At 45.1% G+C, this 23,278-nt stretch carries 28 protein-coding genes and 1 riboswitch; of the genes, 6 read left to right on the top strand and 22 right to left on the bottom strand.

Annotated elements, in window-relative coordinates:
- Positions 1 to 85: 85 nt before the first annotated feature.
- The 19 genes from sufB to AC0OMU_RS17520 form a co-directional block, all read right to left on the bottom strand.
- Positions 86 to 1,483, bottom strand: coding sequence for a Fe-S cluster assembly protein SufB (gene sufB, locus AC0OMU_RS17430; protein ID WP_003228608.1), 1,398 nt, complete (start codon positions 1,481 to 1,483; stop codon positions 86 to 88).
- Between the two features lie 20 nt (positions 1,484 to 1,503).
- Entirely contained in the window at positions 1,504 to 1,947 is a 444-nt protein-coding gene (gene sufU, locus AC0OMU_RS17435) for a Fe-S cluster assembly sulfur transfer protein SufU (RefSeq protein WP_003222809.1), read from the bottom strand.
- Positions 1,937 to 3,157, bottom strand: coding sequence for a cysteine desulfurase SufS (gene sufS, locus AC0OMU_RS17440; RefSeq protein WP_015714668.1), 1,221 nt, complete (start codon positions 3,155 to 3,157; stop codon positions 1,937 to 1,939). Before sufS ends, sufU begins: the two co-directional genes overlap by 11 nt.
- On the bottom strand, positions 3,157 to 4,470 hold the full coding sequence (gene sufD / locus AC0OMU_RS17445) for a Fe-S cluster assembly protein SufD (RefSeq protein ID WP_014480787.1): 1,314 nt from the start codon (positions 4,468 to 4,470) through the stop codon (positions 3,157 to 3,159). Before sufD ends, sufS begins: the two co-directional genes overlap by 1 nt.
- Before the next feature lie 17 nt (positions 4,471 to 4,487).
- Complete coding sequence (gene sufC, locus AC0OMU_RS17450) at positions 4,488 to 5,273, bottom strand: Fe-S cluster assembly ATPase SufC (RefSeq protein WP_014477918.1); 786 nt, start codon at positions 5,271 to 5,273, stop codon at positions 4,488 to 4,490.
- 193 nt (positions 5,274 to 5,466) lie between these two features.
- Positions 5,467 to 5,604, bottom strand: coding sequence for a YuzK family famiily protein (locus tag AC0OMU_RS17455; RefSeq protein WP_003228600.1), 138 nt, complete (start codon positions 5,602 to 5,604; stop codon positions 5,467 to 5,469).
- A 193-nt stretch (positions 5,605 to 5,797) separates the two neighbouring features.
- A complete protein-coding gene (locus AC0OMU_RS17460) occupies positions 5,798 to 6,175 on the bottom strand; it encodes a carboxymuconolactone decarboxylase family protein (protein WP_014477920.1) in 378 nt (125 codons plus the stop codon).
- Between the two features lie 84 nt (positions 6,176 to 6,259).
- Positions 6,260 to 7,084: a methionine ABC transporter substrate-binding lipoprotein MetQ gene (metQ, locus tag AC0OMU_RS17465; protein ID WP_021480560.1), complete on the bottom strand. Its 825-nt coding sequence runs from the start codon at positions 7,082 to 7,084 to the stop codon at positions 6,260 to 6,262.
- Positions 7,085 to 7,097: 13 nt separating this feature from the next.
- A complete protein-coding gene (gene metP / locus AC0OMU_RS17470) occupies positions 7,098 to 7,766 on the bottom strand; it encodes a methionine ABC transporter permease MetP (RefSeq protein ID WP_003228593.1) in 669 nt (222 codons plus the stop codon).
- Entirely contained in the window at positions 7,759 to 8,784 is a 1,026-nt protein-coding gene (metN, locus tag AC0OMU_RS17475; protein ID WP_085185820.1) for a methionine ABC transporter ATP-binding protein MetN, read from the bottom strand. Before metN ends, metP begins: the two co-directional genes overlap by 8 nt.
- Positions 8,785 to 8,889: 105 nt before the next feature.
- Positions 8,890 to 8,996, bottom strand: a riboswitch (SAM riboswitch).
- Between the two features lie 114 nt (positions 8,997 to 9,110).
- The gene (locus AC0OMU_RS17480; RefSeq protein WP_003228587.1) at positions 9,111 to 9,455 is read right to left on the bottom strand and encodes an SCP2 sterol-binding domain-containing protein; all 345 of its coding nucleotides are present in this window, start codon (positions 9,453 to 9,455) and stop codon (positions 9,111 to 9,113) included.
- Positions 9,456 to 9,561: 106 nt separating this feature from the next.
- Positions 9,562 to 9,882, bottom strand: a complete 321-nt coding sequence (locus AC0OMU_RS17485; RefSeq protein ID WP_003228585.1) for a thioredoxin family protein — start codon at positions 9,880 to 9,882, stop codon at positions 9,562 to 9,564.
- A 1-nt stretch (position 9,883) separates the two neighbouring features.
- Positions 9,884 to 10,246, bottom strand: coding sequence for a toprim domain-containing protein (locus AC0OMU_RS17490; protein WP_015483668.1), 363 nt, complete (start codon positions 10,244 to 10,246; stop codon positions 9,884 to 9,886).
- A 77-nt stretch (positions 10,247 to 10,323) separates the two neighbouring features.
- Entirely contained in the window at positions 10,324 to 10,560 is a 237-nt protein-coding gene (locus AC0OMU_RS17495; protein WP_003228581.1) for a YusG family protein, read from the bottom strand.
- 55 nt (positions 10,561 to 10,615) lie between these two features.
- Entirely contained in the window at positions 10,616 to 10,999 is a 384-nt protein-coding gene (gcvH, locus tag AC0OMU_RS17500; protein ID WP_003222781.1) for a glycine cleavage system protein GcvH, read from the bottom strand.
- Between the two features lie 66 nt (positions 11,000 to 11,065).
- Positions 11,066 to 11,422: an arsenate reductase family protein gene (locus AC0OMU_RS17505; RefSeq protein WP_003222779.1), complete on the bottom strand. Its 357-nt coding sequence runs from the start codon at positions 11,420 to 11,422 to the stop codon at positions 11,066 to 11,068.
- 109 nt (positions 11,423 to 11,531) lie between these two features.
- On the bottom strand, positions 11,532 to 13,316 hold the full coding sequence (gene fadE, locus AC0OMU_RS17510) for an acyl-CoA dehydrogenase FadE (protein WP_251217559.1): 1,785 nt from the start codon (positions 13,314 to 13,316) through the stop codon (positions 11,532 to 11,534).
- A 14-nt stretch (positions 13,317 to 13,330) separates the two neighbouring features.
- Positions 13,331 to 14,506 (bottom strand): acetyl-CoA C-acetyltransferase, encoded by a 1,176-nt coding sequence (locus AC0OMU_RS17515; RefSeq protein ID WP_015384592.1) that lies wholly within the window; start codon positions 14,504 to 14,506, stop codon positions 13,331 to 13,333.
- Positions 14,507 to 14,516: 10 nt separating this feature from the next.
- Positions 14,517 to 16,886, bottom strand: coding sequence for a 3-hydroxyacyl-CoA dehydrogenase/enoyl-CoA hydratase family protein (locus AC0OMU_RS17520; protein ID WP_474241376.1), 2,370 nt, complete (start codon positions 16,884 to 16,886; stop codon positions 14,517 to 14,519).
- A 174-nt stretch (positions 16,887 to 17,060) separates the two neighbouring features.
- On the opposite strand from AC0OMU_RS17520, the gene AC0OMU_RS17525 reads away from it, so the two are divergent.
- Entirely contained in the window at positions 17,061 to 17,207 is a 147-nt protein-coding gene (locus tag AC0OMU_RS17525) for a YuzL family protein (RefSeq protein ID WP_003240817.1), read from the top strand.
- 24 nt (positions 17,208 to 17,231) lie between these two features.
- Here AC0OMU_RS17525 and AC0OMU_RS17530 read toward each other — a convergent pair whose 3' ends face one another.
- Complete coding sequence (locus AC0OMU_RS17530) at positions 17,232 to 18,140, bottom strand: proline dehydrogenase family protein (protein ID WP_015384595.1); 909 nt, start codon at positions 18,138 to 18,140, stop codon at positions 17,232 to 17,234.
- 94 nt (positions 18,141 to 18,234) lie between these two features.
- Between AC0OMU_RS17530 and AC0OMU_RS17535 the strand changes: the two genes are divergently transcribed.
- From AC0OMU_RS17535 to mdtP, 4 genes are all read left to right on the top strand, one after another.
- Complete coding sequence (locus AC0OMU_RS17535) at positions 18,235 to 18,480, top strand: hypothetical protein (protein ID WP_003228567.1); 246 nt, start codon at positions 18,235 to 18,237, stop codon at positions 18,478 to 18,480.
- A 12-nt stretch (positions 18,481 to 18,492) separates the two neighbouring features.
- Positions 18,493 to 18,825, top strand: coding sequence for a spore coat protein (locus AC0OMU_RS17540; RefSeq protein WP_003222766.1), 333 nt, complete (start codon positions 18,493 to 18,495; stop codon positions 18,823 to 18,825).
- A 157-nt stretch (positions 18,826 to 18,982) separates the two neighbouring features.
- Entirely contained in the window at positions 18,983 to 19,450 is a 468-nt protein-coding gene (gene mdtR, locus AC0OMU_RS17545; RefSeq protein ID WP_042974696.1) for a MarR family transcriptional regulator MdtR, read from the top strand.
- On the top strand, positions 19,447 to 21,072 hold the full coding sequence (mdtP, locus tag AC0OMU_RS17550; protein ID WP_015384597.1) for a multidrug efflux MFS transporter MdtP: 1,626 nt from the start codon (positions 19,447 to 19,449) through the stop codon (positions 21,070 to 21,072). The genes mdtR and mdtP overlap by 4 nt, the downstream gene beginning before the upstream one ends.
- 35 nt (positions 21,073 to 21,107) lie before the next feature.
- On the opposite strand, the gene AC0OMU_RS17555 is transcribed toward mdtP, so the two are convergent.
- Together AC0OMU_RS17555 and AC0OMU_RS17560 are read right to left on the bottom strand one after the other, a co-directional pair.
- On the bottom strand, positions 21,108 to 21,491 hold the full coding sequence (locus tag AC0OMU_RS17555; protein ID WP_015483672.1) for a tautomerase family protein: 384 nt from the start codon (positions 21,489 to 21,491) through the stop codon (positions 21,108 to 21,110).
- 18 nt (positions 21,492 to 21,509) lie between these two features.
- Complete coding sequence (locus AC0OMU_RS17560) at positions 21,510 to 22,250, bottom strand: SDR family NAD(P)-dependent oxidoreductase (protein WP_047183151.1); 741 nt, start codon at positions 22,248 to 22,250, stop codon at positions 21,510 to 21,512.
- A 133-nt stretch (positions 22,251 to 22,383) separates the two neighbouring features.
- On the opposite strand from AC0OMU_RS17560, the gene AC0OMU_RS17565 reads away from it, so the two are divergent.
- Positions 22,384 to 23,271 (top strand): LysR family transcriptional regulator, encoded by an 888-nt coding sequence (locus AC0OMU_RS17565; protein ID WP_474241377.1) that lies wholly within the window; start codon positions 22,384 to 22,386, stop codon positions 23,269 to 23,271.
- Positions 23,272 to 23,278 lie beyond the last annotated feature (7 nt).

Here is a 23,278-nt window from a genome sequence, read left to right on the forward strand (position 1 = left end):
CATATCAAGATAATAAAAGCTTGACAGAAACTTGGCACGTATCAAAAATAAGAAAAACCCTTGATAAACAAGGGTTAATCGTTAGTTATCCAATAGAACCTTCCATTTCGAACTTAATCAAACGGTTCATTTCAACTGCGTATTCCATTGGAAGCTCTTTTGTGAATGGCTCGATAAAGCCCATTACGATCATTTCAGTTGCTTCTTCTTCAGAAATACCGCGGCTCATCAAGTAGAAGAGCTGCTCTTCAGATACTTTGGAAACTTTCGCTTCGTGCTCCAATGAAATGTTATCATTTAAGATTTCATTGTAAGGAATTGTGTCTGAAGTTGATTTGTTATCCATAATGAGCGTATCGCACTCGATGTTAGAGCGAGCGCCTTCCGCTTTGCGTCCGAAGTGGACGATTCCGCGGTACGTTACTTTTCCGCCCTGTTTTGAAATCGATTTTGATACGATTGTAGATGATGTGTTTGGTGCAAGGTGAATCATTTTCGCACCTGCATCCTGATGCTGGCCTTTACCCGCAAGAGCGATAGAAAGCGTCATACCGCGCGCGCCTTCGCCTTTTAGGATACAAGCCGGATATTTCATTGTCAGCTTAGAACCGATGTTGCCGTCGATCCATTCCATTGTTGCGTTTTCTTCACAGACTGTACGCTTTGTTACAAGGTTGTAAACGTTGTTCGCCCAGTTTTGGATCGTTGTATAACGGCAGTAGCCGCCTTTTTTCACGATGATCTCAACGACCGCACTGTGAAGTGAGTTTGTTGTGTAAACAGGCGCAGTACAGCCTTCAACATAATGAACGCTTGCTTCTTCGTCAACAATGATCAGTGTACGTTCGAACTGACCCATGTTCTCAGAGTTGATACGGAAGTAAGCTTGAAGCGGTGTTTCAACCTTCACGCCTTTAGGCACGTAGATGAAAGATCCGCCCGACCAAACAGCTGAGTTAAGCGCCGCAAACTTGTTATCAGTCGGCGGGATTACTTTTGCCCAGTGCTCACGGAAAATATCTTCATTCTCTTTCAGCGCGCTGTCAGTGTCTTTAAAGACAATACCTTGCGCTTCAAGATCTTCTTTCATGTTGTGGTATACAACCTCAGATTCGTACTGAGCAGAAACACCCGCAAGGTATTTTTGTTCAGCTTCAGGAATACCGAGCTTGTCGAATGTTTGTTTAATTTCTTCAGGAACTTCATCCCAAGAACGCTCTGAACGCTCAGACGGTTTTACGTAGTACGTAATTTCGTCAAAGTTCAGTGAGTTTAAATCTCCGCCCCATTGAGGCATCGGCATGTTGTAGAAATGCTCAAGTGATTTCAAGCGGAAGTCAAGCATCCATTGAGGCTCTTCTTTCATGCGAGAAATTTCTTCTACGATTTCTTTTGTCAATCCGCGCTCTGAACGGAAAATGGAAACGTCCTTGTCGTGAAAACCATACTTGTATTCACCAATATCAGGCATTTTTTTAGCCATCCATTTTCACTCCAATCCTTTTAATTGCCGCCTTCTTCTTTCGCGACTCCTTTTTCAAGTGCTTTCCATGACAGGGTTGCACATTTGATACGGGCCGGGAATTTTGAAACGCCTTGAAGGGCTTCAATATCCCCAAGATCTATAGAATCATCATACTCTTTCCCTTGCATCATATCCGAGAAAATCTTAGACATGGAAAGGGCAGTTTCAATATCTTTCCCTTTAATCGCCTGAGTCATCATCGAAGCGGATGCCATTGAAATGGAACAGCCTTCCCCTTCAAACTTCGCATCTTCCACGATGTCTCCGTCAAGCTTCATTGTCAGTCTGATGCGGTCGCCGCATGTCGGATTGTTCATATCCACGACGATGCTGTCATTCAAAACCCCTTTATTTCGCGGGTTTTTGTAATGATCCATAATCACCTGTCTGTACAATGTATCTAAGTTTGCATTAAAAGACATTTGTAAAATACTCCTTTGTCTTTTGAAGAGCTTCCACAAGCTTATCAATCTCTTCCTCTGTATTATACAGATAAAAGCTTGCTCTTGCAGTAGCAGTTACATCCAGCCATTTCATCAGCGGCTGCGCGCAATGGTGGCCGGCTCTGACTGCAATTCCCTCCGCATCAAGCACAGTCGCCACATCGTGCGGATGAACATCATCAAGGTTGAATGTGACAAGCCCGGCACGCTCTTCCGGTCCGTAAACCGTTACGCCGTCAAGCTGGCGGAAGCGTTCAAGCGCATAAGCTGCAAGCTTGTGCTCATGGCGGGAAATCTCATCAAGACCGATTTCTTCGAGAAAATCAATGGCGGCACCGAGACCGATTGCTCCTGCAATGATAGGCGTACCCGCTTCGAATTTCCACGGAAGCTCTTTCCAAGTTGATTCATAAAGCCCGACAAAGTCGATCATTTCACCGCCGAATTCGGCAGGCTCCATGTTTTCCAGCAGGGCTTTCTTTCCGTACAGCACACCAACACCGGTAGGTCCGCACATTTTATGGGAAGAAAGCGCAAAGAAGTCGCAATCGAGATCCTGCACGTCAATTTTCATGTGAGGCGTGCTTTGTGCACCGTCCACCACAATGACAGCCCCATTGTCATGAGCGATTTTCGCCATTTCTTTAATCGGGTTGACCGTGCCGAGGACATTAGATACATGAGACACCGCAACAATTTTTGTGTTGCTTGTGACCGTTTCTCTGACGTCTTCTAAAGAAATCGTTCCGTCTTCCTGCAGCGGAATATATTTTAATGTGGCGCCAGTTGCTTTTACAGCCTGCTGCCACGGAATGATATTCGCATGATGCTCCATGTAGGTGATGACCACTTCATCACCAGGTTCCAGGTTGGCGCGTGCATAGCTTAACGCCACCATATTCAGTGATGTGGTCGTGCCTTTTGTGAAAATAATCTCAGCCATTGACTTCGCGTTAATAAACTTGCGGACTTTTTCACGCGCTCCTTCATAACCATCTGTCGCTCTGGTTCCAAGTGTATGGACGCCCCGGTGAACATTGGAATTGTATTGGTTATAATACTTATCCAGTGTTTCAATGACAGCACGCGGCTTCTGGGAAGTCGCCGCGCTGTCGAGATAAACGAGATCATGTCCGTTCACTTGCTGATGAAGGATCGGGAACTGTTCACGAATATCTGTGATATTCATTACTTCACTTTCCTTTCGATAACAGAAACTAATTGTTTCTTAACGCCTTCAATCGGAAGTTCATTTACTACCGGTGCAAGGAATCCGTAAATGACTAAGCGTTCTGCTTCTTCTTTCGGAATTCCGCGGCTCATCAGGTAGTAAAGCTGAATAGGGTCCACACGGCCGACAGATGCCGCATGTCCTGCAGTTACATCGTCTTCGTCAATTAAAAGAATAGGATTTGCGTCTCCGCGTGCTTTTTCGCTAAGCATCAGCACGCGTGATTCTTGCTCCGCATTCGCTTTAGAAGCGCCATGTTCGATTTTGCCGATTCCGTTAAAGATAGAAGAAGCGGAATCCTTCATCACACCGTGCTTCAAGATATAGCCTTCAGAAGCTTTACCGAAATGGATGATTTGTGTTGTGAAGTTTTCTGTTTGCTCTCCTCTTCCGACAACAACTGTTTTCGTATCGCCGTATGTGCCGTCACCGTAAAGGTTTGTTGTATTTTCGGAAATCGTGTCGCCGTCGTTCATCAGGCCAAGAGCCCACTCGATTTTGCTGTCGCGTCCGCGCGCAGCACCGCGGCGGTTCACATAAGTTGTCACACCGCTTGACAGATTATCCACCGCACCGTATGTCACGCTGGCATTATCACCTGTGATGACCTCACTGATAATATTGAAGACAGCGTCTTTCGGGTTTACAGTGCTGATGTAGTTTTCTACATATGTTACAGAGCTGTGGTCTTCAGCCACAATCAGCACGTGGTTGAATAGAGCTGTATCATTGCTTTCGTGGACATAAACAGCCTGAACCGGCGTCTCCACCTGAACATTTTTCGGAACATAAAGGAATGCTCCTCCGTTAACAAGAGCCGCGTGAAGTGCAGTTAACTTATGTTCGTCAACTTTCACGCCGTCCTTCATAAAGTATTTCTCCACCAAGTCGCTGTGCTCACGTGCAGCAGTCAGAATATCAGTGAAGATGACGCCTTTGTCTTTCAATTCTTGAGAAAGAGAAAGATATGCCGGCGTCTGGTCACGCTGTACGTATAATGTTTTATCTTCGTTTTCAACGTCGATCAGCGCTTTTACTTCATCAGTCAAATCTTCTAATGAAGAAAGCGGTTCGTTATCCACTGTATGCTTCGCGAAATTCGTGAAGTTCCAGTTTGTGATTTTTGTTTTGTCAGGTTTCGGCATCGGCAGATCCTCAGCTTGTTCAAGAGCCTGTAAGCGCAGGTTCTTCAGCCAGGCAGGTTCTTGGTGCTTTTCGGAAAAGCTTTTGAGATACTCCTGATCTACGGATAGTTTTGTACCTAGTGTCATATTAATCCCCCTAACGCTTACGCTTCTTGGCCAACAGTTTCGTCTTCAATGCCAAGTTCTTGTTTGATCCAGTCATAACCTTCTGCTTCAAGACGCTGTGCAAGCTCTGCACCGCCGGATTTTACAACGCGGCCTTGCATCATAACGTGAACAACATCCGGAGTGATGTAGTTTAACAGGCGCTGATAGTGAGTGATCATCAGGCAGCCGAAGCTTTCGCTGCGCATTTTGTTGATCCCTTTTGATACAACTTTCAAAGCGTCAATATCAAGACCTGAGTCGATTTCATCAAGGATGGCGATTTTCGGTTCAATCATCATTAATTGAAGGATTTCGTTGCGTTTTTTCTCCCCGCCTGAGAAGCCTTCGTTAAGATAGCGCTGAGCCATTTCAGGGTCCATTTCAAGGAACTCCATGTTTTCGTCCATTTTGCGGATGAATTTCATGAGAGAAATTTCATCGCCTTCTTCTCTGCGCGCGTTGATTGCTGAGCGAAGGAAGTCGGCATTTGTCACACCGCTGATTTCACTTGGGTACTGCATCGCAAGGAATAAGCCTGCCTGCGCACGCTCGTCCACTTCCATCTCCAGTACATCTTTGCCGTCAAGCGTGATGCTGCCTTTTGTTACTTCATATTTAGGATGCCCCATAATAGCAGCTGATAATGTGGATTTACCAGTTCCATTCGGGCCCATTACTGCGTGGAATTCTCCACCTTTTATTTCAAGGTTTACACCCTTTAAGATCTCTTTCCCTTCGATTTCAACGTGAAGATCTTTGATCGTTAATGTTGAAGCAGCCATATCTATACCTCCAAAAATATATAATCATTATTCTCATTTTATTCTCATTCTAATTTTATAACAAATGAAAAGTAAATACAACTTTTTATCGTGCCTTGCACATTCCTCAAGTTTAACAAAGATCAGCACTTTATTAAAGCGATTGAAAAAGAAAAAGAGTGGATTCCCACCCTTTTTTAAAAGATTGATTTTCTCAATAAGCTCCCGCAGAAATCCGCTTGCTTTTTTCATAATCAAGCTCTCTCTGCCGCTCTACCTTCATTCTTGTTTCCAGCCGGCGTCCATATTCCTCGTATCCAATTCCGTGTGACAGCTGCATCGCTTTTTCCATTTCTGACGTATAATCGAGGTTCAGTCTGTCCTGGCTGCTGCAAATAATGAATCAATCCCTTCATATATTTGCTTTTTATTGTACCAGTGCTGCGTTGGATGCCGCAAAAACGATTTGGCGTGAAATAGCGGCAGATGAGACGAAAGCATCCTTTCAGAACAAATGAGAATGGTTTTTCGGAATATTCCTTCTCTTAATGCGTGGTGTTTCCGAATTCCTCAATGCACTGTTGAACAACTGTCACGCCTTGGCTGAAAGCTGCGCCGCCTCCAAATGCCGCTGCCACACTGACGGCTTCGAGAATGTTTTCTTCTGTCGCTCCCTGATCGAGACAGCCTTTTGTATGATAGATCATGCAATATTCGTCCTGAGCATTGATGGCAATTCCGAGGGCGATCAGCTGTTTTTCTCTTTCAGTCAGAGAATTCCCGGCAAAGCACTGTTCAGTAAATTCGTTAAATTTCCTTCCCATCAGCGGCATCTTTTGTTCAAATGTACCTAAACCATGTTTATATTGTTTTAACGCGTCCTGCATGCTTCCTCTGTCTTGATTCAAAGAAAATCCCTCCATCTGTTTAACATTCCTTTTTATTATGAACAGCTTTTAGGAAAATACGCGAAAAAAACCCCGGATTTCTCATCCGGGGTTTCAGCCTTATTCAGATACAGGAAGCACAGCTCCGTCGTATTTTTTCTCGATGAAGTCTTTGATCTTTTTAGAGTGAAGAACTTCCATCAGCGCTTTGATTTTTGCAGAATCTTCTTCGCCTTTTCTTACTGCGATGATGTTAGCGTATGGGTTGTTTTTCGTTGATTCTACTTCAATTGCATCTTTTTTAGGATTTAATTTATTTTGGATCGCATAGTTTACATTGATGAAGGCCGCGTCTCCTTCTTTGTTTTCATATGCTTTTGCCGTTAATTCAGGCGCCACTTTTTTGAATTCAAGGTTTTTCGGGTTTTTCTTAATGTCTTTCAGTGTTGCGTCAATTGTTTCTACCTTAGAATCAAGAGTGATTAATCCAGCGTTTTCAAGCATTGCAAGCATACGTCCTTGTTCAGCAACGTTGTTTGTCAGAATGATTGTCGCACCGTCTGGAAGGTCTTTCAGTGATTTGTATGTTTTAGAGTAAATACCGAATGGCTCTAAGTGAACAGCGCCGGCATTCACAAGTTTGTAATCTGTGTTTTCTTTCATTTCTTGCTCAAGGTAAGGAATGTGCTGGAAGTAGTTCGCGTCCACTTCTTTATCAGCTAAAGCTTTATTGTACATTTTGTAATCACTAAGCACTTTCACTTTCAGCGTATAGCCTTTTTCTTTCAGCAATGGTTCAGCTTCTTTTAAAATTTCCGCATGCGGTGTTTTTGTTGCCGCAACGACAATTTCTTTCTTGCCGGATTCAGCGCCGTTATTCGAACCGCAGGCAGCCATGACTCCTGCAAATACAAGCAGTAATGCACCCAAAAATAGCTTTTTCAATGTAAATCCTCCCTTATCGTTTGTCTATAATATTTGTTATTAGATCACCGATGATTTGAATAATAAACACGATGATTAAAATAAACACAGTAGCAACGAAGGTAACATCAGCGTTATTAGACTGATATCCTTCTACGTACGCAAGGTTTCCAAGGCCTCCTGAACCAATGGCTCCGGCAATTGCCGTTGAGCCGATCAAAGCGATGGCAGTAACCGTAATGCCAGAAATAAGAGCAGGCATTGATTCCGGAATCAGCACTTTGAAAATAATCGTAGACGTTTTCGCGCCCATTGATTTAGCGGCTTCAATCACACCTTTATCCACCTCACGCAGCGCGATTTCAACAAGGCGCGCGTAAAATGGTGCCGAGCCGATTACCAGCGCCGGCAATGCGGCGTTTGGCCCTAAGATCGTGCCGACTAAAAATTTCGTAAAACCTAATAGTAAAATAATTAAAATAAGGAACGGAATCGATCTGAATATGTTAACAACGGCCGCAATCACAGAGTTGACCGCTTTATTCTGCCAGAGGCTTCCTTTGCTCGTCAGAAAGAGCAGCAAGCCGAGGATGACCCCGATGACAAAAGCAAACAGTAAAGAAATCAGCGTCATATAAAGTGTTTCATATGTCGCGTTCCATAATTCAGTTAAATCAACGTTCGGGAAGTATTTTTCAAACATTCGTGATCACCTCTGCTTTCACCTGTTTGTCATTAATGAATCGGATCACGTTTTGCACTTCTTCCTCGTCCCCGTCAATGTGGATGAACAGTGAACCGTAAGCCCCATCCTTCGTCTGCGAAATTTTCCCTTGCAGAATATTGACGCTGACATTGAAGTTTCTGATCATCTCTGTAATCAGAGGCTGTTCAGCTGACTCACCGACAAATGTGAGCTGAACCATTTTTCCTGATGCTGTATCATCAAGAAGGTGCTGAAGCGTCTCTTTCGTTTCTTCCGGCTCTGTCACCTGCTGAACAAATCGTTTTGTCATTTGTTCCTTTGGATTTTTGAAGACATCGAGAACCTCGCCTTCTTCGACCACCTTGCCGTTTTCCATGACGGCGACTCTGTTGCAGATTTTGCGGATGACATGCATTTCGTGCGTAATCAGCACAATCGTCAAACCGAGTCTTTCATTAATATCGGACAATAGATCCAGAATTGAATCTGTCGTTTGCGGATCTAATGCTGATGTCGCTTCGTCACAAAGAAGAACCTTCGGATTGTTTGCAAGCGCTCTGGCAATTCCCACACGCTGCTTCTGACCGCCGCTCAGCTGGGACGGATATGATTTTTCTTTTCCTTCTAAACCTACCAGTTTAATCAGTTCATTGGCGCGCTTGATCCGCTCGCTCTTTTTCACTCCGGCAATTTCCAAAGGAAACATGATATTATCTCTGACAGTCCGCGACCAAAGCAAATTGAAATGCTGGAAAATCATACTGATCTCATGGCGTGCTTTTCTTAAACCGCGTCCATTTACTTCATTAATCTTGGTTCCCGCCACTTCCACGGTTCCTGAGGTTGGTTTCTCAAGGCCGTTCAGCAGACGGATTAAGGAACTCTTACCAGCTCCGCTATATCCTATAATTCCAAAAATCTCACCTTTTTTAATGGAAAGCGAGACATTTTGGACAGCATTGACATCTCCATGTTTCGACTTGTAAATTTTTGAAACATCCTGAAGATTGATCAAAGCAATCACCTGCCTTAACACTATTCTAAGAAATCTTCCGGTTTTTTCTGCAAAAGAAAAGCCTTTCTGCACACTTGAGCAGAAAGGCTTATATAAAATGCCTTTCTCTCATCTTTCAAAGCTGAACGCTTCGTGTGAATTGGCACCATTTCAACAGTGTTGATGGTTGCCGGGCTTCATAGGGCACTTCCCTCCACCTCTCTTGATAAGAGAAATATATAGTCTTTTTCGTCCGGAAATTCTTAATGTAGAATAGCACGGCGAATGATTAAATGTCAATAAAATAAATGATGTCAACTTTTACTATTATAATAATTTATTATTTTTTAATTTTTTAAAATCCTCTGAAAAAATCCATTTGTCAGCCAGAGAATGGCTTCCAGTTTTAACAGGGCCCTGAATGACCCCTTTACTTTGAGGCTTCCGCTCTGAATGAGGTGCTGAAGGGAAATGTCTCCGTGCAATAAATCAATAATTTCCGTTTGGTTTCCGTAAAAGGTCAGGTTGGACGTTTGGGGCGGGGAAACTTTTTTCATTTCTCCCTGTTCGTTTATTGAGACGGTTAAGGCTTCTGCTTCTCCTTGGAAGGTAATGAGCAATGTTGAGGCATTCAAAAGGGGTTTTAAAAACAGATGCTGATACTCATCTTCTAAAACTTCCGCTTTCTCCATATGTACAACCTCCTATTTGTTGGTCATACATACACATTTCTCTCTTTGTCGCAAGAACCCCTTTATAAAACGAACGACAATTTCATTGGATATGCTGAGAAATATGTCATAAATGGGATGCGGAAGATGATTTTTGTTTGATCAGCTCATATAAATAAGAAACGGAATGAAATGCATATCCTCTTTCGACCATCTTTCCGCCTTTAAACAGCAGAAAACAAGGGACGCTTTCAATTTGATACGCTTTTGCGAATGTCGGAGAGTAATTGACATTGTTTTGATAGAAGGCGACATCAGGCAGCATTTCTTTCACCACTGTCAGCATTTTGCTTGCAAGCTGGCAGGTGCCGCAAAACGGAGTATATAAATATAGAAGGTACACATCATCTTCAATGTGGTCAAGTTCGTGTTCTTGGAGTTCTTTCATGCTATACACCTCGGGACTTTCTTTCAAGAAAAATAGTATGGACATTCAGATTCGCACGCAGCAATACAGAGGCGACGTGGTGCCTGGGCGCAGCCGCTACTTCCTTATAGGCTCTGTCGATATGGAGATGGCAGGCTTCATTAAATTCACGCTTCAGCTGTTTTCTCAATTTCTCACCTGATTCATCAGCATCAACTAATATATAGACGTCTTTATCATAAAGCTCGTCAGCCAATTCCTCAAGCCTCAGCTGGCTGATTGTTCCGTTTGTGCAGATAATGCGCACCGGCTCATTCAGGACGCTTTCGATTTTCTCTTTATCTGATTTCCCCTCGACAATCATAACCTTTTCCAGCTCATCCATCTTCATCTTGTTCACCTGCCGCGTCAAATTTGAAACGTTCAGATTGTAAAAGAAGGCAGTGAAATTCACCGCCAACATTAACACCAGCCGTTTTCGTAGTCACAATCTACATATTTTGCGTCGTCTCCAGAGACCACATCGGCTGTCTTATAAAATTTCTCATTTTCAAAGGAATAACCGGACTTAAGCTCATATTCATTCATGCTTGTCATTTGGCCGATCATCTCATTATCATGATATAACGAGAGCCGGCCATTTTGAAAGCGGCCTGTCACGTCATTGGTGACATCGAGCTTTTGTTTGTCGAAAGCCATATTGGACACCTCCCATAACGTTAGCGTGTCCAATTGCTTTTACGGCTATCCTGTTTTAGTCTTCTTGTGTCATCTCTTCGTATTGCTCTGCTGTCATCAGTTTTTCAATTTCAGAAGCGTCAGATGGCTCAACGACGATCATCCATGCTTTTTCGTACGGAGATTCGTTGACGAATTCCGGACTGTCATCAAGATCTTCGTTTACTTCCACAACCGTTCCGTTAATCGGTGCATAAAGCTCAGATACCGTTTTAACGGATTCAACACTGCCGAATGGCTCGTCCGCTTTGATTTCAGCGCCCACTTCAGGAAGTTCGACAAACACGATGTCGCCTAGTTCGGACTGGGCAAAATGCGTAATTCCGATTCTGGCTTTTTCTCCTTCAACTTTTACCCACTCGTGTTCTCCTGAGTAACGCAAATCTTTTGGTATGCTCAATTGAATCCCTCCATTTTTTACAGCACTACAATAAGAAGATACCACACTTTTCAAAAAAAATTTACATTAAGCCCAGTTTTCTTCAAATTGGTCTTCTTTAAATCCGACAGTCACTTTTTCGCCGTCTGTTGTAAGCGGGCGTTTGATCAGCATACCATCTGAAGCCAGCAGCTCGAGCTGTTCGTCCTCTGACATGTGATACAGCTTTTCCTTGAGATTGAGTTCGCGGTATTTCATGCCGCTCGTGTTGAAAAATTTCTTGAGATCCAGCCCGCTTTTTTCATAAAGCGCTTTTAATTCTTCTTTGCTTGGCGGCTGCTCAGCAATATGTATTTCGTTTATTTCTTTTCCATGCTCTTCAAGCCACTTCTTTGCTTTGCGGCACGTTCCGCATTTAGGGTACCAGTAAAAAGTTAACGACATCTTCTTCCCCCTCAATAAAATAATCGAGGTTATTTTAACACAGTTTGTTTTAAAAACCTAAAACAGTGCTTCTAAAAAAAAGCTCCGCGCATGCGGAGCTCTTGGCCAATCAGACAGTATATTTCTCAGCCTCAAAAATGCCTGCCGCCGCCTCGCGTTTTTTCTGAATCACGTTTTTAGGCGTTACGCGTGTCAGCTTGCGCAGAGCGGAAAGCATCATGCGGAGTGAATCTCCTTCTTCCATTGCGATAAGGGATTCCTTCGCATGCGCTTCAATTTCGTTAAAGGCCTCTTGAACGAAAATTTCTGTGTACAGCACCTTTTGCGCTGCTTTTTCAGCGCCTTGTGCGGCAATGGCCTTTTCCGTTCTGAGCACGGCTGATTCCATTCCGTATACATTGCTGACGATATCCGCTACGTTCACGAGAATTTCTTGCTCACGATCGATCGCTTTTCCGTATTTTTGCGCGGCTAGGCCGGCAGCAAACAACGCAATTTTTTTGGCTTGCTTGACGATATATTTCTCCTGCTCTAAGACGCCGCTTCCAGGCTCTTCAGGCATAAGCATCATGAGTTCTTCCTGCAGCGACTGCGCTTTTTCGAATAAAGGCAGCTCGCCTTTAAGCGCTTTTTTCAGGAAGGTGCTTGGCACGATTAACCGGTTGATTTCGTTTGTGCCTTCAAAAATCCGATTGATCCTTGAATCCCTATAGGCCCTTTCTACTTCGTATTCCTGCATAAAGCCGTAGCCTCCATGAATCTGCACGCCTTCATCAACGATATAATCAAGCGTTTCAGAGCCGAATACCTTATTCAGAGAGCATTCGATGGCGTATTCCGCAATCGATTTGGCAATTTGCCGGCCGTCCTTGAGATCTTCAGCCGTGAACTGGCTCATATTATCTTCAAACAGCCCGACGGTTCTGTATACAGAGCTTTCCATCGCATACAGCCTTGAGGCCATTGTCCCGATTTTTTCCTGTGTCAATGAAAAACCAGCAATCGGCGTTTTAAATTGGCGGCGCTGATTTGCGTATGCCGCAGACAGCTCGATGACGCGTTTAGATGCGCCGATTGTGCCAACCGCCAGTTTGTAACGGCCGATGTTTAAAATATTAAAGGCGATGACATGCCCTTTGCCGATTTCTCCGAGCAGGTTTTCCTTTGGCACTTCAGCTTGATCCAGAATGAGGGTTCTTGTCGATGATCCCTTGATTCCCATTTTCTTTTCTTCCGGTCCCGTGGAGACACCCGGGAACTCTTTTTCTACAATAAAGGCTGAAAACTTGTCGCCGTCTACCTTGGCGTAAACCACAAATACATCGGCAAAAGCAGAGTTGGTAATCCACTGTTTTTCCCCTGTTAATACATAATGGGTTCCTGCTTCATTCAGCACAGCTGTTGTTTTTGCTCCAAGTGCATCAGACCCAGAGCCAGGCTCAGTCAGAGCATAAGCGGCGATCTTTTCGCCTGAAGCGAGTCCAGGCAAATATTTTTTCTTTTGTTCTTCTGATCCGAAAAAGACGATCGGCAAGGAACCGATACCGACATGCGCGCCATAAGAAAGAGAAAAGCTTCCCGCACGCGAAAATTTCTCAGTGATGAGTGCCGAGCTGATTTTATCAAGGCCGAGCCCTCCGTATTCTTCCGGCACATCGGCGCCAAGCAGCCCTAGTTCGCCCGCTTTCTTCAACAGTCTGACAGAATGCTCGAATTGATGGTTTTCGATATCATCTATATGAGGAAGAACATCTTGCTCGATGTAATCCTCTGTTGTTTTCGCAATCATTTTATGCTCGTCAGTGAAATCCTCCGGTGTATACATTTGATCGTATGTGACATCCTCGATTAAAAATCCGCCGCCTTTTTGTACTTCAGCCGCTTTTTTTGCCATTTGTTTTTCCCCCTTTAGCATAATTCAAATACACCGGCCGCTCCCATCCCGCCGCCGATACACATGGTCACGACTCCAAATTGCTCGTTTCTCCGTTTCATTTCATGGATGAGTGAGAGTGTAAGCTTTGTGCCCGTACAGCCAAGCGGGTGTCCAAGCGCGATTGCGCCCCCGTTGACATTCACCTTTTCTTCATCAATTCCCAATTCTCTGATTACTTGAATGGCCTGTGAGGCAAAAGCTTCATTCAATTCAAACAAACCGATGTCCTGCAGCTGAAGTCCGGCAAGCTTCAAAGCGCGCGGAATCGCTTCCACCGGTCCAATTCCCATCACTTCCGGCGGCACGCCGCCTACCGCAAAGGAGCGGAATTTCACAAGCGGCGCCAGGCCAAGAGCATCGGCTTTTTCCCGGTCCATCAGCATGACAGCCGCCGCTCCGTCACTCGTCTGCGAGGAATTGCCCGCAGTCACCGTCCCGTCAACGGAAAAGGCCGGGCGCAATGTCGATAAGATGTCTGCAGTCGTTTGCGGGCGAACACCTTCATCCTGAGAAAACACAAACTGTTTTTCCATAGGCTTATGGTCTTCTCCGATTTCTCTCACCGTCACTTCGACAGGTACAATCTCATCTTTAAATTTCCCTTCTGCAAGGGCTTTAGCGGCGTTTTGGTGGCTGCGAACGGCAAACGCGTCTTGATCCTCACGGGAGACGCCGTATTTTTTCGCGACTTGCTCGGCTGTGTGGCCCATGCTCATATAATATTCCGGTGCCTTTTCTGCCAAAGCAAGGTTCGGACGGGTAACATGCCCCATCATCGGAACTTGCGACATGGATTCTGCTCCGCCGGCGATCGCTGTATCGTAGGCGCCCAGCATAATTTTTTCTGCTGCATATGCAATAGACTGAAGGCCTGAAGAGCAATAACGGTTAACTGTAATCGCCGGAACTGTGTACGGCAGGCCCGCGAGCGCACCAATATTTCTCGCCATATTAAGCCCCTGCTCCGCTTCAGGCGTTGCACAGCCAATAATCAAATCGTCAATATTGCCTTCGTAGCCGCCTGCCCGTTTCAGTGTCTCTTTTACACAAATCGCTCCCAAATCATCCGGGCGAACGGTGGCCAACGATCCTTTTTTTGCTTTTCCAACCGGTGTTCTTGCACCTGACACAATGACTGCCTCTTTCATAAGCTCCCTCCTAATTCCGTAAAGGTTTACCTTTCACAAGCATATGCTGCATTCTCGCTTGAGATTTTGCCTCTCCTGCCAAACTCAAAAACGCTTCTCTTTCGATCTCCAATAAATACTCTTCATCAACCTCAGTACCGAACGGCACTTTTCCGCCCGCAATGACATAAGCGAGTTTTTTCGCAATCTTGAAATCATGCTCAGATATATAGCCGGACAGTTTCATCTGCTCAGCGCCAAGCAATAGTGCTGCATAACCGGTTTCTCCCGGCACCTTGACCTTTTCTTTTACAGGCGGCCGCCAGCCGGTATCGTATAAAGATGCAGCCAGCTGCTTCGCATCGTACAGCAGGTGGTCTTGATTCACGCTGATGTGATCCGTTTCTTTTAAAATGTTCATCTCACGAGCCTCTTGGGCGGAAGCGGACACTTTCGCCATCGCGATTGTTTCAAATGTTTTCATTGCCGCATTCATCGGATCATGGCCGCGGCGAAGATGGTTGATGTACAGCTCTTTGTTACCTCCTCCGCCAGGGATGAGGCCGACACCGGATTCCACAAGTCCCATATAGGCTTCGCTTGCCGCTTGAATGCGCGCCGCCGGCAGGCATGCTTCCGTTCCTCCGCCGAGCGTCATGCCAAATGGCGCGGCGACGACCGGTTTCGCACTGTATTTGATCTTCATCATCGTCTCCTGAAAACGGCGGATCACAAAATCAACTTCCAAAAAGTTGTCGTCTTGGACTTCCATTAAGATCATGGCGAGATTCGCGCCGACGCAGAAATTTTTCCCTTGGTTGCCGATGACAAGGCCCTTGTAATTCCGCTCTGTTTCCTCTAATCCTTTGTTGATCATTTGAATGATATCGAGGCCGATCGCATTGCTTTTCGAATGAAATTCAAGAAGGGCGACATCATCTCCAAGGTCAATCAGGCTTGCTCCGCTGTTTTTCGCAATCACGCCTTTTGTTTCTTTAAGTGCTTGTAAATGAATTCGTTTTTTGTTTTCTTTCACGGCTCTGTATTCGCCGCGGTCATAATAAAATACCGTTCCGTTCTCTTTGATGTAGAAGGTTTCATTTCCTTTATCCAGCATCTCTTTTATCCAGCCAGGCATATCTGCTCCAAGCTGCTCAAGCTTTTCCGCTGACTGCTTGAGGCCGATGGCGTCCCACATTTCAAAAGGTCCCAGTTCCCAGCCGAATCCCCACTTCATGGCTTGGTCAATCGCATGAATATCATCGGCAATCTCGCCAAGCAGCTCGGCTGAGTAAAGCAGGGTTTGAGAAGTGATATTCCACAGCAATCTGCCCGCTCTGTCATCTGTATAAATAAGCGCTTTCATTTTGGCTTTTGTCCCTTTTGCCTGTTTTGCCGCTTCAAGTGCCGGTGATTTCATTTTTGTCCGCTCGCCGTAAGTAAGCGTCACTGGGTCAAGCTCATAAATCGTTTTTCCTTCTTTTTTATAAAAGCCTTGGCCGGCCTTACTTCCGATCCACCCTTTTTCCAGCATATCGTTCATGAAGCTTGGAAGGCGAAACACTTCTTTTTCATCGCCATCAGCTTTGTCATACACATTTCGGGCAACGTGGGCGAATGTATCGAGGCCGACCACATCAAGCGTTCTAAAGGTGGCGCTTTTCGGCCTGCCGATCAGCGGTCCTGTGATCGAATCAACCTCCCCGACCTGATAACCGCCTTTCAGCATTTCTTGGACTGTCACGAGAAGCCCGTACGTCCCGATGCGGTTTGCGATAAAGTTCGGTGTGTCCTTTGCTGTAACAACGCCTTTCCCGAGGACATTTTCTCCGAAAGCTGTCATAAACTTCAAAATATCAGGATCGGTTTCCTTAATCGGGATGATCTCCAGCAGCTTTAAATAGCGTGCGGGATTAAAAAAATGCGTTCCGAGAAAATGGGCTTTAAAATCATCCGACCGGCCTTCAGCCATTTCCTGTACTGATATGCCGGATGTGTTGCTTGAGACGATGCTTCCAGTCTTTCGATGTTCATCCACAAGAGCGAAAATTTTCTTTTTGACTTCAAGGTTTTCGACAACGACCTCAATAATCCAATCTGCTTCTTTCAGTTTTTCTGCATCATCCTCCAGATTGCCCGGTGTAATATAGGAGGTATTTTTCGCTGATGTGAGGGGAGCGGGCTTTTGTTTCAGCAGTTTTTTCACCGCCTGCCGGCTCAGCCTGCTGCGCACCTCCGGACTGTCCTTCGTCAGCCCCTTTTTTTCCTCTTCCTTTGTCAAATCGTTCGGCACAATATCTAGCAGCAGGACAGGAATTCCGATGTTAGCCAAATGCGCCGCAATCCCGGAACCCATTACCCCCGATCCTAAAACGGCTGCCTTCCGAATGTGTTTGTGCATGAGATATCCCCCTTGAACATTGAATGAATAGTCATTCATTTTTTGACTAAAAAAAATGAAACCCGTTTCTTCTTTCATCTTAAAAGATTTCCGGTTCGACTTCAATAGCTAATTTGTTATTTTTTTGTATGAAGCCTATAAAAGTCGGGCAACTTAAGCCCGGAGGTGAAGGGAATGGTACGAGAGAAAAAAAATCCGTCTTCAGCGGCAGTCAGCGCGGCGAGCGTAAAAGGAGATGCCGGTCCGACTCAGCATTACGGCGGCGGAAAACGGACAAGTCAAAATCAGCAGTATAAAAAACATAACATGGAACAATCATAATGCAGCTGCTTCCCGCGGCTGCTTTCACTTTTTCAAAATTCCTTTTAACACAAACGCTGCATTGGCAGGCCGTTCGGCAATTCTTCTCATAAAGTAGCTGAACCAGTCCGTTCCATATGGGACATACACACGCATTCTGTAGCCTTCCTTGGCGAGTTCCTTCTGACGCTCCGGCCTGATGCCGTATAGCATTTGAAACTCAAATTGCGACGCGGGGATTTGATGTTCGGCGACGAGCTGTTTCGTAAATGCAATGATGTCATCGTCATGTGTGGCGACAGCCGTGTAGTTCCCGCTTAACAACTGCAGCTTTATTAAGCTCTGAAAATGAAGGTCCGTTCCTCTTTTGTCAGGAAACGCTACAGCCGCAGATTCTTTATAAGCGCCTTTTACAAGTCTGAGATTCGGCTTTAAGTCCCGCATCTTTCTGATATCTTCTGCCGCCCGGTACAGATACGCCTGAATGACCGTGCCGAGCTTCTCAAATTCCTGTTTGCATTGCCTGTAAATAAAAAGTGTCTGTTCATAATGCGAATAGTCTTCCATATCAATGGTCACAGCAACATCATATTGCTTCGCAACGGAAAGAATGGCGCGCAAATGAGTAAGAGCAAGTTCTTCTGAAAGATCGAGCCCGATTGAGGTCAGCTTAAGTGAAAGCTCTGAATCCAATTGATGTTCGGCAATGGCTTGAATGGCTTTCTTGCATTCCTCTGCGACTTGGTTCGCTTCTTTTTCCGAAGCTGCATACTCGCCTAAATAATCAATTGTTGCACACAAACCGGATCTGTTTAGCCTTTTGACGGTCTTAACCGCCGATTCAATCGTATCCCCTGCGACAAACCTTCGTGCTCCAAGCCGCGTTCCGTATGCTTTTGCGAACTTGGTAAGTGTTTTATTTTGAGATAAGAATAAAAACACATGTCTCAACATCCGACTCCCTCCCGCCGTCATCTTCAAAACACCTGTATATAACTCCCAGTCTGAAGGAAACTATAAAATGAACAGAAACCAAAGGAGGATCACAATGGATAATCAGCAGCAATCTCAAATGCCGCCTTCCGTTATTTCGACAAAGGATCATTTGTATCTCAATGACATGCTGAACTGGAATTTGCTCGCGATGAAAAAAGCACATTTCATGGCGCAGCAGTGCCAGGATCAAACGTTAAAGCAAGAACTCGACCGCGTCGGACACATGCATCATGATCACTATCAAAGAATATTAAAGCACCTGCAGCCAGGCCAGCAGCAGTCCGGCTACATCCAATAAGGAGGCGCCAGAATGAATCAGCAAAATCAAAAAATCAGCAACCCGCAGACACCTGTACCGACAACATCGGAAATGAATGACAGAGATTTCGTCAACGAATTGCTGACAACCGAAAAATACATGACAACAGCTTATTGCACTGCCTTGCACGAATTCAGCCACGAGTCTCTTTATCAGGATATTCAATCCATTTTTGATGAGTCACAAAAAGCGCAAAGAAAACTGTATGACCTCATGTTCCAATATGGATGGTATTCTGTTGAAGCGGAGGATGCACAAAAGCTGCAGCAGTCCTATCAAAAATTCCAGCAGACCATTCAGCAGCAGTCTCCTTATCAGCAATAACAATATCAGTAAAAGGATACGATGTTCTTTCGGGCATCTATCCTTTTTTTGTGTAAAATCAGTTGACTTTTCATTTACGCTTATTTATATTTAATAAGCATTAACTATTTTGTTATCAAAATATATATACAGTGTATGTAACAGAGGGGAATTGAATATGAAGAGTGCGGATCAGTTAATGTCCGATATCCAATTATCGCTTCAGGCGCTCTTTCAAAAGATACAGCCTGAAATGCTGGAAAGCATGGAGAAACAAGGTGTCACCCCAGCGCAGCTGTTTGTGCTGGCCAGCCTAAAGAAACACGGCAGCCTCAAAATTTCTGAAATTGCCGAGCGTATGGAGGTGAAGCCAAGCGCGGTGACGCTGATGGCAGATCGCCTTGAACAAAAAAATCTTATCGCCAGAACACACAACACAAAAGACAGGCGAGTGATTGATCTCAGTCTTACTGACGAAGGAGACAGAAAGTTCGAGGAGATTTTGGCAGGCAGAAAGGCCATTATGGCGCGCTATCTTTCCTTTTTGACGGAGGAGGAGATGCTGCAGGCGGCGCATATTACAGCAAAGCTCGCACAAGCAGCAGAAACGGATGAAAAGCAAAACATGAAAAGAGGAAATGGATGAAAATGAGTAAAGAAGGCAAACAATCAAAACGAACGTTATTAATAACAGGCTTAATTATTGCCATGTTTTTTTCAGCCCTTGACGGTACCATTGTCGGAACGGCCATGCCGAAAATTGTCGGTGATCTGGGCGGTTTAAGCATGATGACCTGGCTGACAACTGCATATTTGTTAACATCAACAACCATTGTTCCAATTGCCGGTAAACTGGCTGATTTATTGGGACGCCGCATTGTCTATGTATCAGGTTTAATTATTTTCATGGCCGCTTCTGCTTTGTGCGGAATGGCCAACAACATGACAGAATTGATTATCTTCCGTGGACTGCAGGGAATCGGCGGAGGCATCATGATGCCGATGGCGATGATTGTCATCGGTGACTTGTTCACAGGAAAACAGCGTGCTAAATTCCAAGGTGTCTTTGGCGCAATTTACGGGCTGGCTTCAGTGATTGGGCCGCAAATCGGCGGCTGGATTGTAGACTCGTTAAACTGGAAATGGGTTTTCTATATTAACCTGCCAGTCGGAATTATTGCGGTTATTTTTATTGCCAGAGGATTACAGGGACGTCAGCAGACTGGTCCGATCAACTTCGACATCGCTGGTATTTTCACAATGATTGTCGGTGTGGTCAGCCTCCTGCTCGCCTTAAGCTTTGGCGGAAAAGATTATGCATGGGATTCATGGCAGATTCTTGGGTTGTTCGCTCTCGCACTGATCGGCATTGTCAGCTTTATCATCGTAGAATCAAAAGCAAAAGAGCCAATCCTGCCAATGTATTTATTTAAAAACAGAACATTTACATTTCTAAACTTGATCGGCTTCTTTATGAGTATCGGTATGTTTGGCGCCATTACGTTTGTTCCTTTCTTTATGCAGGGAATTGTCGGTGTAAGTGCGTCTGAATCGGGTACAATTATGACACCGATGATGATTTCTATGATTATCACAAGTATCATCGGCGGACAGCTTGTTTATAAAATTGGGATTAAACCGCAAATCATTACAGGCATGCTGGTTATGGCCGGCGGATTCCTGCTGTTAACGACATTGGATCTCGATACAAGCAAGCTTGTCGCTACATCTTTTATGGCGATTATTGGTCTGGGAATGGGTCTTGTTATGCCGATTCTGACATTGGCTTTACAGGAAAGCTTTTCGAAGGAGGAGCTTGGAGTTGTCACTTCATCCAGCCAATTCTTCCGTTCTATCGGCGGAACATTCGGCATTACCATGCTGGGAGCCGTAATGAATGCGAGATCAGGAAATCTATTAACAGATAAATTGGTGCCATATTTAGACTCTCTTCCGGCACAGGCAAGCTCGTTTGCCGCCCAGCTAAAGGGTATGATTGATACAAATCCGCAAGGACTGCTGCAATCACTGTTCAGTCCGGACGCAGTCAAACAAATCCCTGCGGCTTTCTCATCCCATATTGTGCCGATTTTAAAAACATCGTTGATGGATTCGCTCCACAGCGTGTTTTATACGGGCCTGATCTTTATCGCAGTCGGAGCCGTATTCACCTTGTTCTTAAAACCTATCAAGCTATCAAATAAGAAAACGGAAGACCAACAAGAAAAAGAGAAAGCGGCAAAAGCCGTTGAATCACCTTCCCATTAATAGAGCACCCCGCGGGTATCAATCCGCGGGGGTTTTTATTCAATCATCTGGGCTCTTCCATTTCCGAAAGACCAATCCTCAGCCTGATTTCCGGCCAGCATGATAAACACATCTTCTTTTCTGACACCAAGCTCGGAATGAATCCGACTCGCGATTGAGCGGTAAAGTGCTTTTTTCTGTTCAGTTGTTCTTGACTGTTTCAGTGTAAAATGAATGTATATCAGTTCATCAGTACGCTCGACTTGGAGATAAAATGGATCATAAAAAAATTCGCTTTTTTCATATTGTCTGATGACTTGGAAATAGTCATCTTCCGGCACATTGATTTCTTCAATCATCGATTGGTGGATAGTCCTGCTCAGTTTTTGAAGCCACGCTTCGCTTCTTCCCGACCGTAAATGAATCTGTACAAATGGCATCTCCCTGCATTCCTTTCTTTACAGCGTCTGTCCGCTGTCAATTGTGATAATTTGGCCTGTGAGTGATTCCTGTTCAATTAGTGAACAAATCAATTTGGCAACATCATCTGGTTCAGCAATACACTGCAGCGGCAAAGAGCCAATCATGCTTTTCATTTTTTCTTCCCGGCCGGCCCACCATCTCGTTGCCACAGCTCCTGGTGCTACACCGCTTACTCTGATTTCAGGCGCTAAGGCGTGGGCCAATGATTTCGTTAAACCGTGCACCGCTGATTTTGATACTGCGTAAGGCATAGATGAGCCGGCACCAGTTACCCCTGCGATGCTGCCGACGTTTACAATCGCCCCGGCCTTGCTTTTCTTCATGAACGGAACCACTGACCGCGCGCAGAAAAACATCCCTTTCACATTGACGGCATACAGCTCATCCCATATGTCTTCTGTCGCAGCCTCAAGATCATCCATTGGAATATGCCATGTAATGCTGGCATTGTTGACTAAAATATCAACCGTGCCGTGTGTGTTCACGATTGCTTGAATCATATCCTGCACGTCGCTGTTTTTGGATACATCTGCTTGGATGGCGAAGGCTTGCCCGCCAGCTTTTCGAATCTTTTCCACTGTTTCCTCCGCTTCTGATTGCGAGCGTGAATAATTCACCGCCACAATCGCCCCGCGCTTTGCCAATTCCATACTGGCTGCTTTTCCGATTCCTGTGCCGCCCCCCGTTACGAGAGCTATTTTGTTCAAGACATTCATTGCCGCCACTCCTTGCTGTTGACTAAAGTATATTTCTGATTCCATTGTAATCCAGCTTTGATGTTACGTATAATGATTGTTAAAGATACTAGATATCACTCAGATTGATAGCAAACGAACGGAGGAGTTCAAAATGGAAAGCGGAGATTTACGTGTGTTTCAATTGGTAGCCCGTGAAGGGACCATTACGAAAGCAGCCTTGCAGCTTGGCTATGTGCAATCGAATGTCACGGCCAGAATTCAACAATTGGAAGCTGAGCTGGGTACCACACTGTTTTTGCGCCATAATCGGGGCATGACACTTTCTGCAAGCGGAAAATTGCTGCTGGACTACGCAAATAAAATTATCGGCCTGCTGGATGAAGCGTCTAAAGCGCTCTCATCCTCAGCAGAACCAAGCGGGCCGCTTATGATCGGCTCCACTCAGACAACAGCCGCGGTAAGGCTTCCAAAGCTCCTGGCATCTTATTATGAAGAACATCCAAACGTCCAGCTGTCTTTAACAACAGGACATACGCAATTTCTCCTTGATAAAGTTCTTCGTTATGAATTGGACGGCGCGTTTATCGGATGCGAATGCCATCATCCTGAGCTCGAATCCTATCCTGCGTTTGAAGAAGAACCAGTAGTTGTTTCGGCTGCCTCCGTGCCCGATGTTGAGGAAGCCATCACAAAGCCGATTCTCGTATACAGCACAGGCTGCTCGTATCGAGAAACACTTGAAAAATGGCTGCGCTCCGTCGGTGTCACACAGCCGGTCATTATGGAATTTGGGACGCTTGAAGCAATTATCGGCGGGGTTACAGCAGGTCTTGGCATCTCGTTGCTGCCAAGAACGGTTGTGCAGAAACATGAAGCAGAAGGATCAATTCGATTGTACCCGTTGCCTGAAGCTCTCAGCCAGATGAAAACAGAGTTTATTGTTCGAAAAGATTCGTTTATCAGCAGCGCGCTGAGAACCTTTATGGATTCCTTTGCGCCAGATAAAACGGCTGAATCACAAAAAAGCAGTCTGCTATAATGAACAG

This window comes from Bacillus sp. FAU18, from assembly GCF_056033885.1.

What these genes read in the sequence shown, in the direction of transcription:
- AC0OMU_RS17455 (WP_003228600.1), bottom strand. Translation starts at nt 5,604, where the DNA reads ATGGAAAAAGCGATGCAGCTGTCACACGGAATTGGATACGAGGAATAT.
- AC0OMU_RS17565 (WP_474241377.1), top strand. Translation starts at nt 22,384, where the DNA reads ATGGAAAGCGGAGATTTACGTGTGTTTCAATTGGTAGCCCGTGAAGGG.
- fadE (WP_251217559.1), bottom strand. Translation starts at nt 13,316, where the DNA reads ATGGCAAAAAAAGCGGCTGAAGTACAAAAAGGCGGCGGATTTTTAATC.
- AC0OMU_RS17485 (WP_003228585.1), bottom strand. Translation starts at nt 9,882, where the DNA reads ATGAAAGAACTCCAAGAACACGAACTTGACCACATTGAAGATGATGTG.
- AC0OMU_RS17515 (WP_015384592.1), bottom strand. Translation starts at nt 14,506, where the DNA reads ATGAAAGAGGCAGTCATTGTGTCAGGTGCAAGAACACCGGTTGGAAAA.
- metP (WP_003228593.1), bottom strand. Translation starts at nt 7,766, where the DNA reads ATGTTTGAAAAATACTTCCCGAACGTTGATTTAACTGAATTATGGAAC.
- sufU (WP_003222809.1), bottom strand. Translation starts at nt 1,947, where the DNA reads ATGTCTTTTAATGCAAACTTAGATACATTGTACAGACAGGTGATTATG.
- AC0OMU_RS17530 (WP_015384595.1), bottom strand. Translation starts at nt 18,140, where the DNA reads ATGTTGAGACATGTGTTTTTATTCTTATCTCAAAATAAAACACTTACC.
- sufD (WP_014480787.1), bottom strand. Translation starts at nt 4,470, where the DNA reads ATGACACTAGGTACAAAACTATCCGTAGATCAGGAGTATCTCAAAAGC.
- AC0OMU_RS17480 (WP_003228587.1), bottom strand. Translation starts at nt 9,455, where the DNA reads ATGGAGAAAGCGGAAGTTTTAGAAGATGAGTATCAGCATCTGTTTTTA.
- AC0OMU_RS17495 (WP_003228581.1), bottom strand. Translation starts at nt 10,560, where the DNA reads ATGGCTTTCGACAAACAAAAGCTCGATGTCACCAATGACGTGACAGGC.
- AC0OMU_RS17525 (WP_003240817.1), top strand. Translation starts at nt 17,061, where the DNA reads ATGGTACGAGAGAAAAAAAATCCGTCTTCAGCGGCAGTCAGCGCGGCG.
- mdtR (WP_042974696.1), top strand. Translation starts at nt 18,983, where the DNA reads ATGAAGAGTGCGGATCAGTTAATGTCCGATATCCAATTATCGCTTCAG.
- AC0OMU_RS17560 (WP_047183151.1), bottom strand. Translation starts at nt 22,250, where the DNA reads ATGAATGTCTTGAACAAAATAGCTCTCGTAACGGGGGGCGGCACAGGA.
- sufC (WP_014477918.1), bottom strand. Translation starts at nt 5,273, where the DNA reads ATGGCTGCTTCAACATTAACGATCAAAGATCTTCACGTTGAAATCGAA.
- AC0OMU_RS17490 (WP_015483668.1), bottom strand. Translation starts at nt 10,246, where the DNA reads ATGGATGAGCTGGAAAAGGTTATGATTGTCGAGGGGAAATCAGATAAA.
- mdtP (WP_015384597.1), top strand. Translation starts at nt 19,447, where the DNA reads ATGAAAATGAGTAAAGAAGGCAAACAATCAAAACGAACGTTATTAATA.
- sufB (WP_003228608.1), bottom strand. Translation starts at nt 1,483, where the DNA reads ATGGCTAAAAAAATGCCTGATATTGGTGAATACAAGTATGGTTTTCAC.
- sufS (WP_015714668.1), bottom strand. Translation starts at nt 3,157, where the DNA reads ATGAATATCACAGATATTCGTGAACAGTTCCCGATCCTTCATCAGCAA.
- AC0OMU_RS17520 (WP_474241376.1), bottom strand. Translation starts at nt 16,886, where the DNA reads ATGCACAAACACATTCGGAAGGCAGCCGTTTTAGGATCGGGGGTAATG.
- AC0OMU_RS17540 (WP_003222766.1), top strand. Translation starts at nt 18,493, where the DNA reads ATGAATCAGCAAAATCAAAAAATCAGCAACCCGCAGACACCTGTACCG.
- AC0OMU_RS17555 (WP_015483672.1), bottom strand. Translation starts at nt 21,491, where the DNA reads ATGCCATTTGTACAGATTCATTTACGGTCGGGAAGAAGCGAAGCGTGG.
- AC0OMU_RS17505 (WP_003222779.1), bottom strand. Translation starts at nt 11,422, where the DNA reads ATGTCGTTAACTTTTTACTGGTACCCTAAATGCGGAACGTGCCGCAAA.
- AC0OMU_RS17460 (WP_014477920.1), bottom strand. Translation starts at nt 6,175, where the DNA reads ATGGAGGGATTTTCTTTGAATCAAGACAGAGGAAGCATGCAGGACGCG.
- AC0OMU_RS17535 (WP_003228567.1), top strand. Translation starts at nt 18,235, where the DNA reads ATGGATAATCAGCAGCAATCTCAAATGCCGCCTTCCGTTATTTCGACA.